14 protein-coding genes are annotated in these 15,811 nt (G+C 45.1%); all 14 read left to right on the forward strand.

What is annotated here, in order from left to right:
• Positions 1-36: 36 nt before the first annotated feature.
• The gene (pilM, locus tag AACU28_RS09060) at positions 37-1,062 is read left to right on the forward strand and encodes a type IV pilus assembly protein PilM (RefSeq protein ID WP_121602822.1); all 1,026 of its coding nucleotides are present in this window, start codon (positions 37-39) and stop codon (positions 1,060-1,062) included.
• Positions 1,046-1,645, forward strand: a complete 600-nt coding sequence (locus AACU28_RS09065) for a PilN domain-containing protein (protein WP_121602823.1) — start codon at positions 1,046-1,048, stop codon at positions 1,643-1,645. Before pilM ends, AACU28_RS09065 begins: the two co-directional genes overlap by 17 nt.
• Positions 1,638-2,267: a type IV pilus inner membrane component PilO gene (locus tag AACU28_RS09070; RefSeq protein WP_004729667.1), complete on the forward strand. Its 630-nt coding sequence runs from the start codon at positions 1,638-1,640 to the stop codon at positions 2,265-2,267. The genes AACU28_RS09065 and AACU28_RS09070 overlap by 8 nt, the downstream gene beginning before the upstream one ends.
• A complete protein-coding gene (locus AACU28_RS09075; protein WP_017085981.1) occupies positions 2,251-2,772 on the forward strand; it encodes a pilus assembly protein PilP in 522 nt (173 codons plus the stop codon). Before AACU28_RS09070 ends, AACU28_RS09075 begins: the two co-directional genes overlap by 17 nt.
• A 35-nt stretch (positions 2,773-2,807) precedes the next feature.
• Complete coding sequence (locus tag AACU28_RS09080; RefSeq protein ID WP_121602824.1) at positions 2,808-4,526, forward strand: type IV pilus secretin PilQ; 1,719 nt, start codon at positions 2,808-2,810, stop codon at positions 4,524-4,526.
• 176 nt (positions 4,527-4,702) lie between these two features.
• The gene (gene aroK / locus AACU28_RS09085) at positions 4,703-5,221 is read left to right on the forward strand and encodes a shikimate kinase AroK (protein WP_004729664.1); all 519 of its coding nucleotides are present in this window, start codon (positions 4,703-4,705) and stop codon (positions 5,219-5,221) included.
• A 25-nt stretch (positions 5,222-5,246) separates the two neighbouring features.
• A complete protein-coding gene (gene aroB / locus AACU28_RS09090) occupies positions 5,247-6,335 on the forward strand; it encodes a 3-dehydroquinate synthase (protein WP_004729663.1) in 1,089 nt (362 codons plus the stop codon).
• A 79-nt stretch (positions 6,336-6,414) separates the two neighbouring features.
• Complete coding sequence (locus AACU28_RS09095) at positions 6,415-7,932, forward strand: SPOR domain-containing protein (RefSeq protein WP_121602825.1); 1,518 nt, start codon at positions 6,415-6,417, stop codon at positions 7,930-7,932.
• Positions 7,933-8,001: 69 nt separating this feature from the next.
• A complete protein-coding gene (locus AACU28_RS09100) occupies positions 8,002-8,850 on the forward strand; it encodes a Dam family site-specific DNA-(adenine-N6)-methyltransferase (protein ID WP_004729661.1) in 849 nt (282 codons plus the stop codon).
• A gap of 200 nt (positions 8,851-9,050) precedes the next feature.
• Positions 9,051-9,725, forward strand: coding sequence for a ribulose-phosphate 3-epimerase (gene rpe / locus AACU28_RS09105; protein ID WP_029222055.1), 675 nt, complete (start codon positions 9,051-9,053; stop codon positions 9,723-9,725).
• Positions 9,726-9,844: 119 nt separating this feature from the next.
• On the forward strand, positions 9,845-10,531 hold the full coding sequence (locus tag AACU28_RS09110; RefSeq protein WP_017083794.1) for a phosphoglycolate phosphatase: 687 nt from the start codon (positions 9,845-9,847) through the stop codon (positions 10,529-10,531).
• Positions 10,532-10,706: 175 nt separating this feature from the next.
• Positions 10,707-11,723: a tryptophan--tRNA ligase gene (gene trpS, locus AACU28_RS09115; RefSeq protein WP_121602826.1), complete on the forward strand. Its 1,017-nt coding sequence runs from the start codon at positions 10,707-10,709 to the stop codon at positions 11,721-11,723.
• Between the two features lie 385 nt (positions 11,724-12,108).
• On the forward strand, positions 12,109-14,703 hold the full coding sequence (locus tag AACU28_RS09120) for an ExeM/NucH family extracellular endonuclease (RefSeq protein WP_121602827.1): 2,595 nt from the start codon (positions 12,109-12,111) through the stop codon (positions 14,701-14,703).
• 200 nt (positions 14,704-14,903) lie between these two features.
• Positions 14,904-15,482 (forward strand): aminodeoxychorismate/anthranilate synthase component II, encoded by a 579-nt coding sequence (locus AACU28_RS09125; protein WP_004729656.1) that lies wholly within the window; start codon positions 14,904-14,906, stop codon positions 15,480-15,482.
• Positions 15,483-15,811: the final 329 nt, after the last annotated feature.

The raw sequence follows: 15,811 nt of genomic DNA on the forward strand, positions 1-15,811 counted from the left end.
TCAACGAAATGCTTGGCACTTCAGGAGCTAGGTCACATGGGTTCATCATTAATTACAGGTATAGATATAAATCATCACAGCATCAAAGCTGTGGTACTAAAACCCGTGGGGGAGTTGTATGCCCTAGTGGGATACAAAGAGCTGCCGATTTCGGACGACATTTTTACAGCTAACCATACTTTGGAGTATCAGAAAACTGTTAAGAAACTTAAAGAACTTAGGAAAGGGCTGCCTTTTGGCTGTTGCAACGTCGCCATTTCAGTACCTGATAACACGGTGATCAGCAAAGTACTGCAAATAGAGAGTGAGTTAGAAGACAGAGAAAAGGAGTTTGCGATCTATCAAACCTTTGCTCATCAATCTCCCTTTCCGATAGAGGAGCTGAGTTTAGATTTTGTAAAGCTGGAAGACAAACGATTTGGTAAAGGTTCGACAAGCAGTTATCAGGTATACGCCACTCGTAAAGAAGTGGTGGATAGCCGAGCGGATGCTTTGACCAAAGCTGGTTTTAAACCTGTGGTGGTAGACACGCAGGCGCATGGGTTGCTTAACATCTGGCAAATGGCATCGCGCCTGTACCCCGAAAAGAAAAATTGGCTGCTGGTGGATGTGGGAATCGACCAAACGTCGTTAGGCATTATTCCACAAGGTTTGGCACCGTTTTATAAAGATATCGCTTTTGGTACCAAAGATCTTCGTAGCCATGGTGCTGCAAGTGATATCGAGAGTGTGTTCGCCACCACTGAAGATATACATCAATTTATTGTTAATTTGATTGAGAAGCTCAAGCGTCAATTACAGCTCTATTCATCAGGAAATGCACAGCAACCTATCTCAGGGATCTGGCTGATGGGCGAGGGCGCCAGCATTCCTATGGTAACCGAAGAGCTAGAACGTCATTTTCAGTTGAGTTGCGAGTCACTGAACCCTTTATCTCTATTTGAGAATAAGGTGGCGAAGCGACGTCGGTTACCAACGAACTGGCAACATTTCGGTATTGCGGCGGGTATGGCGATGAGTGGACTCAAGTGGCAGGGAGAAAAGCATGTTGCATCAAATTAACCTGCTGCCGTGGCGTGATGAGATTCGCGCTCAGCATAAGAAGCGCTTTATCCATCTGATCATTCTTGGTGTCATCATCGCGCTTGCAGGGCAATGGGCGGTTGGTCACTATTTTTACGACCAACAAGCCAAGCAGCAAGCACGTCTTAGTTACCTCAATCGATATATTGCCGAGCTCGACCGACAGATTCAGTCATTAAAGGTCGCAGAGCAGGAGCATAAAGCGATTTTGACTAGGCTTGATGTAGTCGAATCGTTGCAGCTTGGTCGCAACAAGACCACCGACTTTATGAACCTGATGCCGGAGCTTATTCCTGAAGGTGTGTATGTCGACAAGATAAAGATGAATGGTCAGGAGATTGAAATGTCGGGCATTAGCGACAGTACTGCTCGTCTCGCTACGATGTTGGACAACCTCGAGCGTTCAGATTCTCTGAAAGGGGTCGAGATGCACTCTATCGTTCATAACCGCAAGCGCTTCAATCAAGAGTTTCAGACCTTCAAGGTCTCTTTTGTGTTTAGCCCTGTGTCTTTAGAAAACACAACCGCGAGCAGAAAAGAGAAGGGGGCGCATCATGGCTAACCTTCAAAATAAGATTAGTTGGCAAAACAGGATGAGTTTGCAAGATCTCGATGTTGATGAGATCACCGAATGGCCATTGTTGCCTCAGCTTCTCGTGATTCTGGTGTTGATAGTGTTAATCCAAGGTGTTGGCACTTGGCTTTATGTGCTGCCGCTCGACGATGAACTGCAACAGATGAAGCAACAGGAGCAGACCTTAAAAGCGACCTTGAGAATAAAGGCCAATAAGGTTGCGGCCTTACCTAAGCTTCAGAGCCAGTTGGATGAGCTAACTAGCCGTTACGACTATCTATTGGAGCAATTGCCCGTTCAAAAAGAGCTCGCCAGTATGTTGGCCTCTGTGAACGAGCTTGGATTGGATAATAAGCTGACATTTACGCGAATTGACTGGGGGCAGAAGCAGAACAAAGAGTTTCTCTATCGTTTACCGCTCAACATCGAGCTGACGGGTGACTACCACGAGATTGGTGATTTCTCTGCGGCCATTGCTAAGCTGCCACGCATCATCAGCTTTGATGACGTGAATTGGCAGCGAGTCAGTCAAGAAAGTAGCACGCTGCACTTCAGGGTTCGAGCTTATACCTACCAATTTAAATCGGAGGTCAATGATGAAACCCAATAGCGTGTTTTATTCAACATTATTATTGCTTGTGCTCACTGGCTGTAAAGCGAATGAAGATTCGTTAGAAGACTTTGTAGTGCAAGTTGAGGCCAAAGCGAGAAAAGAGGTGGAACAATTGGTTCCTGCGACTGAGTTTTTGGCCGCTACTTATCAGCGCCGAGCCTTTCGTCCTCCGTTTGAACTGCCTAAAGAAGCCATCGTGCAAAACCAGCCTTTAGTTAAGAAGGACTGTTGGCAACCTAGCGCGCGTTCTCGTAATGGGAAATTAGAAAAGTACCCGTTGAGTAAGCTTCGTTTAAGAGGCGTCATGGGAAGCGGAACAAGTGTGTTTGGGTTAGTGCAAACACCCAAAGGGAACGTGGTAAACGTCAAAAAAGGCCAGTTTATCGGCTTAAATAACGGCCGAGTTACTAAAGTGACGAGCCAGTACGTTCAGATTAATGAAACTCTTCCAGATGGCTTAGGTTGTTGGCATAAGCGCAACGTTAGACTGGCTCTGAAGTAAACCAATGTCACATGATGTGGATATGAGATGTAAATATGATTAAAGGAATAAGTGGATTAGTGAGCAAGGCTCTACAAGGTTTTGCTGTGTCTGTGATGTTGGTTGTTAGCGTGCTCAGTCACGCCGAGAGCTTACCTAATCAATTGGAGAATATTGATTTTAGGGTAAACAAAGATAAAGACGCCGTCATTATTCTTGAGCTGGCAACCAGCACCGCTGTGGTGGATGTTCAACGTGCTCAGGAAGGGTTAAGTATCGAATTACTCAATACTCAAGTTAATGACGATAAGCTTTATCTTTTGGATGTGAAGGATTTCGCGACCCTAGTGGAAGGTATTGAAGTCTATAAAGAGACGCCCAGCACACGACTGTTGGCGACGATCGCTGGCGACTATCAGTATGAATATAACCTAAAAGGTCGCTTCATAGAGGTGGTGATCAGCAAGCCTGTTATCAATGAAGCGACCAAAGAGAAAAGCGTTTTAGAAAAAGAGGGCAAACTGATATCGATTAACTTCCAAGATATCCCGGTACGAAATGTCCTGCAGCTGATTGCTGACTACAACGATTTCAATCTCGTGGTGTCTGACTCAGTAGCGGGTAACCTCACTTTACGTTTAGATGGCGTACCTTGGCAGCAAGTTCTCGACATTATCTTGCAAGTTAAAGGACTAGATAAGCGCGTTGATGGCAATGTTATTTTGGTGGCGCCAAAAGCAGAACTCGATCTTCGAGAGCAACAAGCGTTAGAGAAATCTCGCTTGGAAGAGGAGTTAGGGGAGCTTAAGTCGGAAATCATCAAGATTAATTTTGCTAAAGCCACCGACATTGCCGACATGATTGGCGGTGAAGGTGCGGTGAGCATGTTGTCCGATCGTGGCTCGATCACCATTGATGAACGCACCAATTCCCTATTGATTCGTGAACTGGCAGAAAACATTGCCGTGATACGAGGCATCATTGAATCTTTGGACATCCCCGTGAAGCAAGTCCAGATAGAGGCGCGCATCGTAACCGTTACCGAGGGTAACCTTGATGAGTTAGGGGTGCGTTGGGGTGTTTCTTCCACCAACGGTAGCTTCAAAGTTGGCGGCTCGATAGAGGGTAACCATCCATCGCAAATTACGCCGTATGACGATAATGGTGGGAACAGTGCGATTGACGATTTCCTCAACGTTAATCTAGGGGCGACATCTCCTAATGCATCAAGCATTGCGTTTCAGGTGGCCAAACTGGGTTCAGATACCTTGCTTGATCTTGAATTGTCGGCATTACAACAAGAGTCAAAAGCTGAGATTATTTCCAGCCCACGTTTAATCACCACCAATAAAAAGCCCGCTTATATTGAGCAAGGTACTGAAATTCCTTATTTAGAGTCGTCTTCAAGTGGTGCTACTTCGGTCGCATTTAAGAAAGCGGTGTTGAGTCTTAAGGTGACACCACAAATCACGCCCGACAATCGTTTGGTATTGGATTTAAGCGTGACTCAAGATAGGCCAGGGCAAGTAGTGAAAACGGGAACGGGTGAGGCTGTTGCCATTGATACTCAACGCATAGGTACGCAAGTGCTTGTTAATAATGGTGAAACAGTAGTACTTGGCGGGATATTTCAGCACAGTGTGAGCAGTACAGTGGACAAAGTTCCTCTATTAGGAGACCTGCCAGTTTTGGGTGCATTATTCCGTCGTAGCTATGAAAATGTGGGTAAAAGTGAACTACTTATTTTTGTTACACCCAAAGTTGTGATTCAGTAATGAACAATTAGATTAAAAATAAAGTTGCATTAGTGGCACCTAACCTTGATAATTTCGGGTCTTATCACGAATTATCTGTGAGGAATCGGTGCCACGGGCCTTTTAATTTCAGTACTTGTACTGACCTACCTTGTGGCGATGTCATTGAATTAACGTTGTAAATTACTGCTAAAAACATGGCTGAGAAACGCAATATTTTTCTTGTTGGCCCAATGGGCGCCGGCAAAAGTACAATTGGTAGACACCTAGCTTCCCAACTTCATATGGAGTTTCTAGACTCTGACACTGTGATCGAAGAGCGCACTGGCGCAGACATCGCATGGGTTTTTGATGTTGAGGGCGAAGATGGTTTCCGTAAGCGCGAAGAATCTGTAATCAACGATCTGACAGAAGAACAAGGTATTGTTCTTGCGACAGGCGGTGGTTCAGTGCTGAGCAAAGAAAACCGTAACCGTCTATCTGCACGAGGCATTGTTGTATACCTAGAAACAACAATTGAAAAGCAACTTGCTCGCACTAACCGCGACAAGAAACGCCCTCTACTTCAAACAGACAACCCGCGTGATGTGCTAGAAGATCTAGCTGTATCTCGCAACGCACTATACGACGAAGTGGCGGACTACACAGTTCGTACCGACGATCAAAGTGCAAAAGTGGTAGCCAACCAGATCGTAAAAATGCTAGAAGAACGTTAAGTTCATTTTTTCGGAGAGCAAACCCATGGAACGGATTACGGTCAATCTAGCTGAGCGTAGCTACCCTATCTCTATTGGCGCCGGGTTATTTGAAGACCCGGCGTACCTTTCTTTTTTATCAGGCAAACAGAAAGTTGTTGTTATCAGTAATGTGACAGTAGCGCCTCTTTATGCCGATAAAATTTTATCGTTGTTGGATCAAGTAGGCTGTCAAACTTCTCTTTTAGAGTTGCCAGACGGTGAGCAATACAAAACACTTGAAACGTTCAACTCAGTGATGAGCTACATGCTTGAAGGAAATTACAGCCGCGATGTGGTGGTGATTGCTTTGGGTGGTGGTGTTATCGGTGATTTGGTCGGTTTTGCTGCCTCTTGCTACCAGCGCGGTATTGATTTCATTCAAATCCCGACGACCCTTCTTTCTCAAGTGGACTCCTCTGTAGGCGGTAAAACTGCAGTGAACCATCCCCTTGGCAAGAATATGATCGGCGCTTTTTACCAACCAAAATCTGTCATCATCGATACTAACTGCTTATCAACGCTTCCAGAGCGTGAGTTCGCAGCGGGCATTGCTGAGGTGATCAAATACGGCATCATTTACGATGAAGTCTTCTTTGATTGGTTGGAACAGAATCTAGAGAAACTTTATCAACTTGATGAAGACGCACTGATTACCGCGATTGCTCGTTGTTGTGCAATTAAGGCTGAAGTGGTTGCTATAGATGAAAAAGAGTCAGGAATCAGAGCGTTATTGAACCTAGGTCATACATTTGGTCATGCGATCGAAGCAGAACTAGGCTATGGTAATTGGCTACATGGTGAAGCTGTGTCGTCAGGCACTGTAATGGCAGCGAAAACCGCTCAATTACAGGGACTGATCTCTCAGCAGCAACTTGAGCGAATTATTTCTATACTCAAGAATGCGAAACTGCCAATCCATACGCCAGAAAGCATGTCTTTTGAAGACTTTATGAAGCACATGATGCGTGATAAAAAAGTGCTGTCTGGTCAGTTACGTTTGGTATTACCAACAAGTATTGGTACCGCTGAAGTGGTCGCTGATGTGCCTCAAGACATCATTAAACAAGCGATTGATTTCTGCCGTACTCTTTAAATTTGGTTGTGAGGTTGCCTAGCTAAACTCTAGGCAGCTGAAGCGTTTTACTGATCGATCTTATCAGTAGGGATCTCCAATGAGTTTGGCTCATGAATTAAGAGTATTAGAGTTAGAATCTCAAGTTGAGCTGCTAGAGCGCTTACAGCTTTTGACTAACTTTGGTTCAAACCTTGTAACGGTTGCGGGCAAAGCTGGCTCTGGCCGATCTTGGTTGGCTCAACGTTACCTTGAAGCATGGTCGACAGAAAAAAATCAGTGTTTACTGCTTTGTCACCCAAGCCAAGACGATCAACAACGTCGCGCGCTTATTCTTAGCCAAATTGTTTCTGATCCCCTGTTTAATCAACATGATTCTTTATCAGATAGCCTTGCAAGGCTACTGGATGGAGAGTCGTGTAATGTGGTTATCGTTGTAGATGATGCCCATCGACTGTCTGAGCTATTGGTATCCGAATTATGGATGTTGGTACTTGAAGCTCAATCAAACCCTCAATGGACGATCAATATCGTTCTCTTCTCGGAAATTGGCCATCTAGACACGCTACTAACACGTCTTAGTTACGGGCAACCACACAAGCCTATCGACCTCGAGATCGATGATCTTTCTCAACCAGAAGCGGAACATTTCTTTGAATCCTTAGTGATTCGATATGTTGATGATGAGTCTGAAACTCGCGTGCGACGTGCGTTTAATAAAGCACAACCTTTGCCCGGTGAGTTAATGGCTTTAGGAGAATTGAAAGTGGAAAAAAGGATTATTATTCGCTCAATTATTGGCTCACCTATCAATATCGCGATGGTGGTGACCTTGTTGTTGGTTTTAATTGGTGGTGGCTATTGGTGGATGTTCAGTCAACCAACCCCTGACGATAAAGCGCAATCACTTATCGCTCCCATTGAACAAACCGCTATCCCAACGTTTGAAGTGGAAAGTGGTACCGAGCAAGCCGGAGTCGACGGATCTTCAGATTCTGAAGCCGAAGCTGACATGAGCTATCAAGGTGCTGACGATGACAGTTCATCTTTACCACCGGTTGTGGTGGAAGGTACAGCCAGTGTTGGCGAGGTGAAACAAGAGCAGCAACGTGTTGTGATTACTTCTGATGTGGTTGATGCCTTGCTTGATGACAAGCCGAAAAGTGCCGATACCAGTGCGATTGATGCTGCCGTAGAAGAGAACACAGGTGCCGCGGTTAGCGCGCAACCTGATGCGGCGAAAAACGAGTCACAAGTTTCAGTTGATGAAGATACTGACCTAACGGAATCAACACCGCCGACGAAAAAGATCACCTTCTCATTTGCTCGCGAAGAGTTACAAGCTATCTCGCCACGCGCTTATACCTTACAGTTGAGCGCGATGACGTCATTAGAAGATGTTCAGTCTTTTATTGAAGAATATGACGTCGAGGACAAGGTTCGTATTTACCCAACACTTCGTAACGACACCAAGTGGTTTATTATCACTTATCAAGATTATCCAACGATTCAAGTCGCGCGAGATGCCGTAAGTGCGTTACCAAAACCACTTCAGCAGTTGGAACCTTGGGCAAAATCGATGAATCAAGTGCATCGAGAGATAGAACGTGCGAAATAACCCTGAGCTTAGCCTCAAAATATGTTACATTCCGCAGCCTTATTTTTGAGTTGATAGATAGAGCAGTAAATGAAAAAGCAGCGTGCCTTTCTAAAATGGGCTGGTGGTAAATATGGCCTAGTTGAAGACATCCAACGTCACCTGCCACCTGCTCGTAAATTGGTAGAACCGTTTGTCGGTGCCGGCTCAGTATTTCTGAATACTGATTTTGAACAGTACCTGCTTGCAGATATCAATCCCGATCTTATCAACCTATACAATCTACTTAAAACCGATCCTGAAACCTATATCACTGAAGCGAAGCGTTGGTTCTGTCCAGAGAATAACCGTAGAGAGGTGTTCTTAGATGTTCGCGCTGAGTTCAATGGTACAGATAACGTCATGTATCGCTCGTTAGCTTTCTTGTATATGAACCGATTTGGCTTCAATGGCTTGTGTCGTTACAACAAGAAGGGCGGTTTTAACGTTCCATTTGGTTCTTATAAAAAACCTTACTTTCCAGAAGCTGAGTTGGAGTTTTTTGCTGAGAAAGCGAAGAAAGCGACGTTTGTTTGTGAAGGGTATAGCGAGACCTTTAGCCGCGCCCGTAAAGGCTGTGTGGTTTATTGTGATCCTCCTTATGCGCCATTGTCTAGTACTGCTAACTTTACCTCTTATGCGGGTAATGGCTTCAGTTTAGATGATCAAGCGGCCTTGGCTGATGTTGCAGAAAGAGCGGCAATGGAACGAGGCATCCCTGTCTTGATTTCAAACCATGACACTACCTTAACGCGCCGTTTATACCATGGTGCGGAACTGAACGTGGTCAAGGTTAAGCGCACCATTAGCCGTAATGGCGCAGGGCGTAATAAAGTTGATGAGTTACTGGCACTTTTTCATAAAGAGAAAAACCAGCAACACGCTTCAACAGAATTGTAGTCGTCACCATAACCCTCGAACTCATTAAATTGAGTGACCAACGGGTACTTTCATAAACTAATCTTTCGAACTGCTAGAATCTGCTTAGGTGCTTAGGTAGAATTGCACACCAAATAGTCTTGGGGTTGAGTCTTGTATTCGTGTACGAGATGTCACAAGGCGGTGATATTCGCAATTTACTTACTCTTAAGAGGTTTGGTATGAAAGATTTTCTAATCGCTCCATCGATTTTGTCTGCAGATTTTGCTCGTCTTGGTGAAGACGTAGAAAAAGTACTCGCAGCCGGTGCCGACGTTGTGCACTTCGATGTGATGGATAACCACTACGTACCTAACCTGACTTTTGGTGCACCGATCTGTAAAGCGTTGCGCGACTACGGCATCACAGCTCCTATCGATGTTCATTTAATGGTTAAGCCAGTAGACAGCATCGTACCTGAGTTTGCTAAAGCCGGCGCATCAATGATTACCTTCCACGTTGAAGCGTCTGAGCACGTTGACCGTACTCTACAGCTAATCAAAGAACACGGCTGTAAAGCGGGTGTCGTACTTAACCCAGCAACGCCACTTTCTTGCCTTGATTACATCTTAGATAAAGTAGATATGATTCTACTAATGTCTGTGAACCCTGGCTTTGGCGGTCAATCTTTCATTCCTCACACTCTCGATAAGCTGCGCGCTGTTCGTAAACTTATTGATGAATCAGGCCGTGATATCCGCCTTGAGATTGATGGCGGCGTGAAGGTAGATAATATCCGTGAAATCGCAGAAGCGGGCGCAGATATGTTCGTTGCCGGTTCAGCTATCTTCAATCAACCAGATTACAAAGAAGTGATTGATGAGATGCGTGCAGAGCTTGCAAAAGTAAACGCATAAAAGTAGAACTAGGGTCTGTTGACCTAAAATCAAAAAATTTAAATTAAGGGGCTAATTGGCCCCTTTTTTACGTCTTGGAGCTCAACTCATAAGACGAACATAATAAATAGGAAAGTAAGATGTCATTAAGCTCAATAAAACTGATTGCCTTTGATTTGGATGGAACCTTGTTAGATAGCGTGCCTGATTTGGCTGTCGCCGCTGACCAAGCTTGTCAGGAACTGGGTTTTTCTTCAGTAAGCGAAGAACAAGTTCGCGACTATGTGGGTAATGGTGCTGATGTTCTTATTGGACGTTCATTGAGCCGTAATCTTACGGTTGACCCAAGCCTAGAACCTGAGCTTCTGAAGAAAGCGCGCATCCTGTTTGATGATTTCTACGAGCAGGGCGGCCATAAGCTAAGCCACCTTTATCCATCAGTAAAAGAAACGCTCGCTGAGCTAGACAAAGCGGGCTTCACCATGGCGCTTGTCACCAACAAGCCTTCGAAATTTGTACCAGATGTTCTGGCGCAGCACGGTATCGATAAGTACTTTGTTGATGTGTTGGGTGGCGACTCTTTCCCAGAGAAAAAGCCGAACCCAGTAGCGCTGAACTGGTTGCTGGAAAAGCATAATGTGAAGGCTGAAGATATGCTGATGGTAGGCGATTCAAGCAACGACATCAAAGCGGCTAAGAACGCAGGCTGCCACTCGTTTGGTCTAACTTACGGCTATAACCACGGTGAGCCGATTTCAGTATCAAACCCTGACTATGTCGCAGACAACATTGCACAATTACTAGATGTCGTTCTAGTTTCAGCATAAAGCGGACAAAAGTTAGCTAACCTACTAGCAAAATACTTATCAATGAGTACACTGGATGAGCCGTACAGAAGAGCTGTGCGGCTTTCTATTTTAAAGTTAAGAAGCTAAGTTTTTCAGATACTACGTTAAGAAACTAAGTTAACGAGCTTAGCGAACAAGCAAAGGAATTAAAAGCATGAGCAAGCCCATCGTATTGAGTGGTGTTCAACCATCTGGTGAACTAAGTATCGGTAACTACTTGGGTGCTCTACGTCAATGGCAACAGATGCAAGATGATTACGATTGCCAATACTGTGTTGTAGACCTTCACGCAATTACGGTTCGCCAAGATCCGAAAGCACTGCATGAAGCGACTTTAGACGCATTAGCAATCTGTCTTGCTGTCGGTGTTGATCCAAAGAAGAGCACGCTATTTGTTCAGTCACACGTACCAGAGCATGCTCAACTTGGTTGGCTTCTTAACTGTTACACACAAATGGGTGAACTGAGCCGTATGACTCAGTTCAAGGATAAGTCTGCACGTCACTCAAATGACGTAAACGTAGGCCTATACGACTACCCAGTGTTGATGGCTGCAGATATCCTGCTTTACGGCGCGCACCAAGTGCCAGTAGGTAGCGACCAGAAACAACACTTAGAGCTAGCGCGTGATATCGCAAATCGCTTTAACAACATCTACGGCCCTGAAACGCCAATCTTCCAAGTACCAGAACCTTACATTCCAACAGTGAATGCACGTGTGATGAGCCTGCAAGATGCGACTAAGAAGATGTCTAAGTCAGATGATAACCGTAAGAACGTGATTACTCTGTTAGAAGAGCCTAAGTCGATCATCAAGAAGATCAACAAAGCGCAAACGGATGCAGAAACGCCACCACGTATTGCTCACGATTGGGAAAACAAAGCGGGTATCTCTAACCTAATGGGTCTGTACTCTGCGGCGACGGGTAAAACGTTTGAAGAGATCGAAGCGCAATACCAAGGCGTTGAAATGTACGGTCCGTTCAAGAAAGACGTAGGCACAGCATTGGTTGAGATGCTTGAGCCAATCCAAGCTGAATACCACCGTATCCGTGCTGATCGTGCTTACATGGATGCAGTAATGAAAGCGGGTGCAGAAAAAGCCTCTGAGCGCGCTGCCGTGACACTGAAAAAAGCATACGAAGCAGTCGGTTTTGTTACTCGCCCGTAGGGTGAGCTAAAGCCACTCGTTTCAGAATTGAAGCCCAAAGTAGACGCTGTTTACTTTGGGCTTTTTAGTGCCCGTTCTATTTGCTCTCCCAGTAAATCTCTTGTTTGAATTGATGATCTAAGCATTATCTCGCTAACATATTCATAATATTAATGCTGTGTAGGCGATCTTATTACTTCTCTTTGGAGTTTATAAAATCTTGCTTATTTCTATTTATGTTGGAAATACATAACGTGCCAAACAATTGATGATTATTAAGTGATAAGTTCCTCATTTTCTTGCTAACTGACTTATTCCTTTCATAAATAAACCTGATAGTTACCACAAAATACATGACTGCCCATAGACGGCAGTAACTATAAATCGATGAACTCAGGTGAAACGGATGGCTCTTTTACACAAACCTTCATTGCTAGCAGTGGCAATTGGTAGCTTGCTAACAGCAAGTGCACACGCTGATTTGTTTATTTCACAATATGTGGAAGGCGGCAGCTACAACAAAGCGGTTGAGATTGCTAATAACGGCGATAGCAGCATGAATTTAGATGGTTACTCGCTGGCGAAGTCTGCGAATGGCAACGGCTCATGGGGCGCCACTTTACCTTTAGATGGCCACGTTTTAGCGCCTGGTGAGGTACTTGTTGTCGCTCATACGAGTGCGAGTGATGAGATTAAAGCCGTCGCTGACATTCTCAATGCGTCGATTGCTAACCATAACGGTGACGACCCGCTGGCTATCTTGAATTCAGATAACTCGGTACACGATATTGTTGGTTTGATGGGCGATGTGGATTGGGGTAAAGATGTTACTTTGGTTCGAGCGACACAAACTCCTTCGGCAACATTCGATGCTTCACAGTGGGTGTCGTTACCAAAAGACAGCATTGAAGGCTTAGGTTCATTAGACAGTGTTGAACTGCCAGAAGCGTTCACTTGTACACAAGATGGCTCTGACCCAGTATTCACAACCATTCAAGAGATCCAAGGCGAGGGCGCAACATCACCGTTCATTGATGGCTATCCGTACATCACGGACGATGAGTACTTCGTTAAAGGTGTTGTGAGTGCGGTGACAACGGGCATAACCAAAGGTTTCTACCTGCAAGCACTTGAGGATGACTTCAATTCAAGTACTTCTGAAGGTCTATTTATCCACACGAATCAATCGAGCTCAGAACTGGCTGCGGGCGACGTAGTGTGTGTGAAAGGTAAGGTTCAAGAATACTACAGCCATACTCAGCTTAAAGTTGAAAACAACCAATGGCTAAAACAGGGCGAACAACAAGCACCTGAAGCAACGGCGATAGAAGCGCTAGACAGTGATGAGAACTTCGCTGCAACGCTTGAACGCTACGAAGGCATGTTGGTGAAAACGACCGAAGCGCTTGATATGCGTGTGACTCGTACCTTTGGTTATGATTACTCAGGTCGTCGTAACAACATGGTACTGGCACATGAGCGTATTAACATGCAGCCGAACCAGCTTTTCGCAGCAGGTTCTGAAGACGCGAAACAACAAACGGAAGATAACGCAGACCGTCGTCTTTTCGTTGAAACCGATCAAAAAGCGGGTGACGGACAAGTTCCTTTCTATCCAGACTTTGGCCGTACCGATATTGATCAAGATGGTTCAACAGAAGACTACATCCGTATTGATGACACCATTGTTGGTCTAGAAGGCGTACTTACCTACAGCTACGGTGAGTACCGCTTAGTGACAACTAACCAGATCTCGGCTGAAAACTTCGTTCGTAACGATCCGCGTACCGACAAACCAGACATGGATGAAGGCGACCTTCGCATCGCGACTTTCAATGTTTTGAACTACTTCAACTCTCCATTTGGCGGTGACGCAAACCAACACGGCAACAACCGTGGTGCGAACACCATCACCGAGTTTGAGATGCAGCAAGAGAAGATAGTGAACGCGATTCTTCGATTAGATGCAGACATTATTGGTTTGATGGAAATTGAGAACAACGGCTTTGGTGAAGGCTCTGCCATTCACCAGCTCGTTAACCAACTGAATGATCGCATTGAGCGTAAGAAAGACCGCTATACCTTTGTAGCTGTCGATTCGAACGAAGATGGTGTGACCGACGAGATGGACTCGATTGGTACTGATGTCATTACAACAGGTGTTATCTACCGTAAGAAAGTAGTTAAGCTTAAAGACAGCCGTGTTATAGCTATGCCAAGCCAACAAGCACCAGAAGTGTTAGACGATTTTGGCAAGGTGATTGAAGACGGTAAGAACTACCAACGTGACTCATTGGCGCCAACCTTTAAAGTTAAAGGCACTAAAGAGAAACTTACCGTTGCGATTAACCACTTTAAATCGAAAGGTTCTAAGTGTTGGGAAGATGCTGCACCGGTCGAGCAGGGCGGTCAAGGTGGCGTTGACGCCGATAAGCAAGGCTCATGTGAGAACTTCCGTGTGGCTGCAGCAGTTGCTCTGGGTGAAGCGCTAGACGGCATCAAAGGCCATAAAGTGATTCTGGGGGATATGAACTCGTACGGCATGGAAGACCCAATGCTGGTGCTTACGGATTACTCTGAAGAGAAATACGGCAAGCAAATCAAAGCGGCGCGTAACACTTACATTGACGGCGTCGAGCAGTTTGGTGATAACGGTGCGGTGATTACTAAGAACTACGGCTACATTAATGCTGTGGCTCAAAAGCACCCAGACAGCTGGAGCTACTCATACAATGATGAAGTTGGTGCTTTGGATCATTTGTTGATCAGTGACAGCCTGAAAGATAGGGTTGTCGATGCGACCGATTGGCACATCAATGGTGGTGAGTCGACGTTGTTTGACTACAACGAAGAGTTCAAAGGTGACCTACCTAAGTACCAAGATCACTTCCGTTCATCGGATCATGATCCTGCTGTTCTTGAACTGCGAGTAGGTGGTTCATTTGGCTTCGGTGCTCTGATGTCACTATTTGGTTTAGCAATGTGGCGTCGTCGCAAGTAGCTCAACCACAAATAGATTGGCTTGCTATACAAGCAGGCCAATTCAGATAACTTTAGGCTATCTGTAAACAATTAAGGTCAACTTAGGTTGGCCTTAATTATTGGCGAAATGCAGTTTCCACTTGCCTTTCGCCATGGGTATTGCACAATACCGCCCCTATATCTCCCAATCATTTAGTATTTAGCAAACGATTTCGACCCATGTTACTTATCATCGATAACTACGACTCTTTTACCTATAACTTGTATCAGTATTTCTGTGAGTTAGGGGTCACTGTAAAAGTTGTTCGCAACGATGAGATTGATATTGTCGGTATTGAAGCGCTGAATCCTAGCCATCTTGTTATCTCGCCAGGTCCTTGTACGCCTGATGATGCGGGAATCTCTCTACAAGTCATTGAACACTTCGTGGGTAAACTGCCGATCTTAGGTGTGTGTCTTGGTCATCAAGCCATCGCTCAAGTGTTTGGTGGTGAAGTAGTGCGAGCCAGACAAGTGATGCACGGTAAAACCTCGCCGATCCGCCATAACGGTAAGAGCGTTTTTCAAGGGCTTAATAACCCTCTAACCGTGACACGTTACCATTCCCTAGTGGTGAAAAATGGCACGCTTCCTGACTGCTTTGAACTGACGTCTTGGACGGAATTTGAAGATGGCAGCATGGACGAGATCATGGGTTATCAACACAAAACCTTGCCGATTGATGCGGTGCAATTTCACCCTGAGTCGATTAAAACAGAGCAGGGACACCAGCTTCTCGCTAACTTCTTAGCGCGTTGAGTGTTTAAATTTGACTCTTTCTCCGTCTAAATAAGCCAGTTAAACCTGTTAGCCCATTCGTTCAGCGTTTAAATTCGGGCATTACGCGTCTCTTACTCCTCTGACGCTGATCACTTTTTATAACATTTCTCCCTCTTAAGGCTAAGTTTTTAGCCTATGCAAAATTATTCGCCTTATTTCGTCTCGAACCCAATATACCGCAATGCCAGTAAGGCTTTGCCGTTGCAGGTTATGCGTTTAGGTAAAAAAAGCTTCATAAAACAGATTAATTGATGCATAAATAGTCATAGGTAGTGACGTTTAGCTGGTTGTTAGGGATAGCTAAAGAA

Source organism: Vibrio sp. SBT000027 (assembly GCF_963894355.1).
Classification (GTDB): domain Bacteria; phylum Pseudomonadota; class Gammaproteobacteria; order Enterobacterales; family Vibrionaceae; genus Vibrio; species Vibrio splendidus.

Excerpts from the sequence above, each read along its gene's own strand:
- pilM (WP_121602822.1), top strand. The coding sequence starts at position 37 with ATGGGTTCATCATTAATTACAGGTATAGATATAAATCATCACAGCATC.
- AACU28_RS09065 (WP_121602823.1), top strand. The coding sequence starts at position 1,046 with ATGTTGCATCAAATTAACCTGCTGCCGTGGCGTGATGAGATTCGCGCT.
- AACU28_RS09070 (WP_004729667.1), top strand. The coding sequence starts at position 1,638 with ATGGCTAACCTTCAAAATAAGATTAGTTGGCAAAACAGGATGAGTTTG.
- AACU28_RS09075 (WP_017085981.1), top strand. The coding sequence starts at position 2,251 with ATGATGAAACCCAATAGCGTGTTTTATTCAACATTATTATTGCTTGTG.
- AACU28_RS09080 (WP_121602824.1), top strand. The coding sequence starts at position 2,808 with ATGATTAAAGGAATAAGTGGATTAGTGAGCAAGGCTCTACAAGGTTTT.
- aroK (WP_004729664.1), top strand. The coding sequence starts at position 4,703 with ATGGCTGAGAAACGCAATATTTTTCTTGTTGGCCCAATGGGCGCCGGC.
- aroB (WP_004729663.1), top strand. The coding sequence starts at position 5,247 with ATGGAACGGATTACGGTCAATCTAGCTGAGCGTAGCTACCCTATCTCT.
- AACU28_RS09095 (WP_121602825.1), top strand. The coding sequence starts at position 6,415 with ATGAGTTTGGCTCATGAATTAAGAGTATTAGAGTTAGAATCTCAAGTT.
- AACU28_RS09100 (WP_004729661.1), top strand. The coding sequence starts at position 8,002 with ATGAAAAAGCAGCGTGCCTTTCTAAAATGGGCTGGTGGTAAATATGGC.
- rpe (WP_029222055.1), top strand. The coding sequence starts at position 9,051 with ATGAAAGATTTTCTAATCGCTCCATCGATTTTGTCTGCAGATTTTGCT.
- AACU28_RS09110 (WP_017083794.1), top strand. The coding sequence starts at position 9,845 with ATGTCATTAAGCTCAATAAAACTGATTGCCTTTGATTTGGATGGAACC.
- trpS (WP_121602826.1), top strand. The coding sequence starts at position 10,707 with ATGAGCAAGCCCATCGTATTGAGTGGTGTTCAACCATCTGGTGAACTA.
- AACU28_RS09120 (WP_121602827.1), top strand. The coding sequence starts at position 12,109 with ATGGCTCTTTTACACAAACCTTCATTGCTAGCAGTGGCAATTGGTAGC.
- AACU28_RS09125 (WP_004729656.1), top strand. The coding sequence starts at position 14,904 with ATGTTACTTATCATCGATAACTACGACTCTTTTACCTATAACTTGTAT.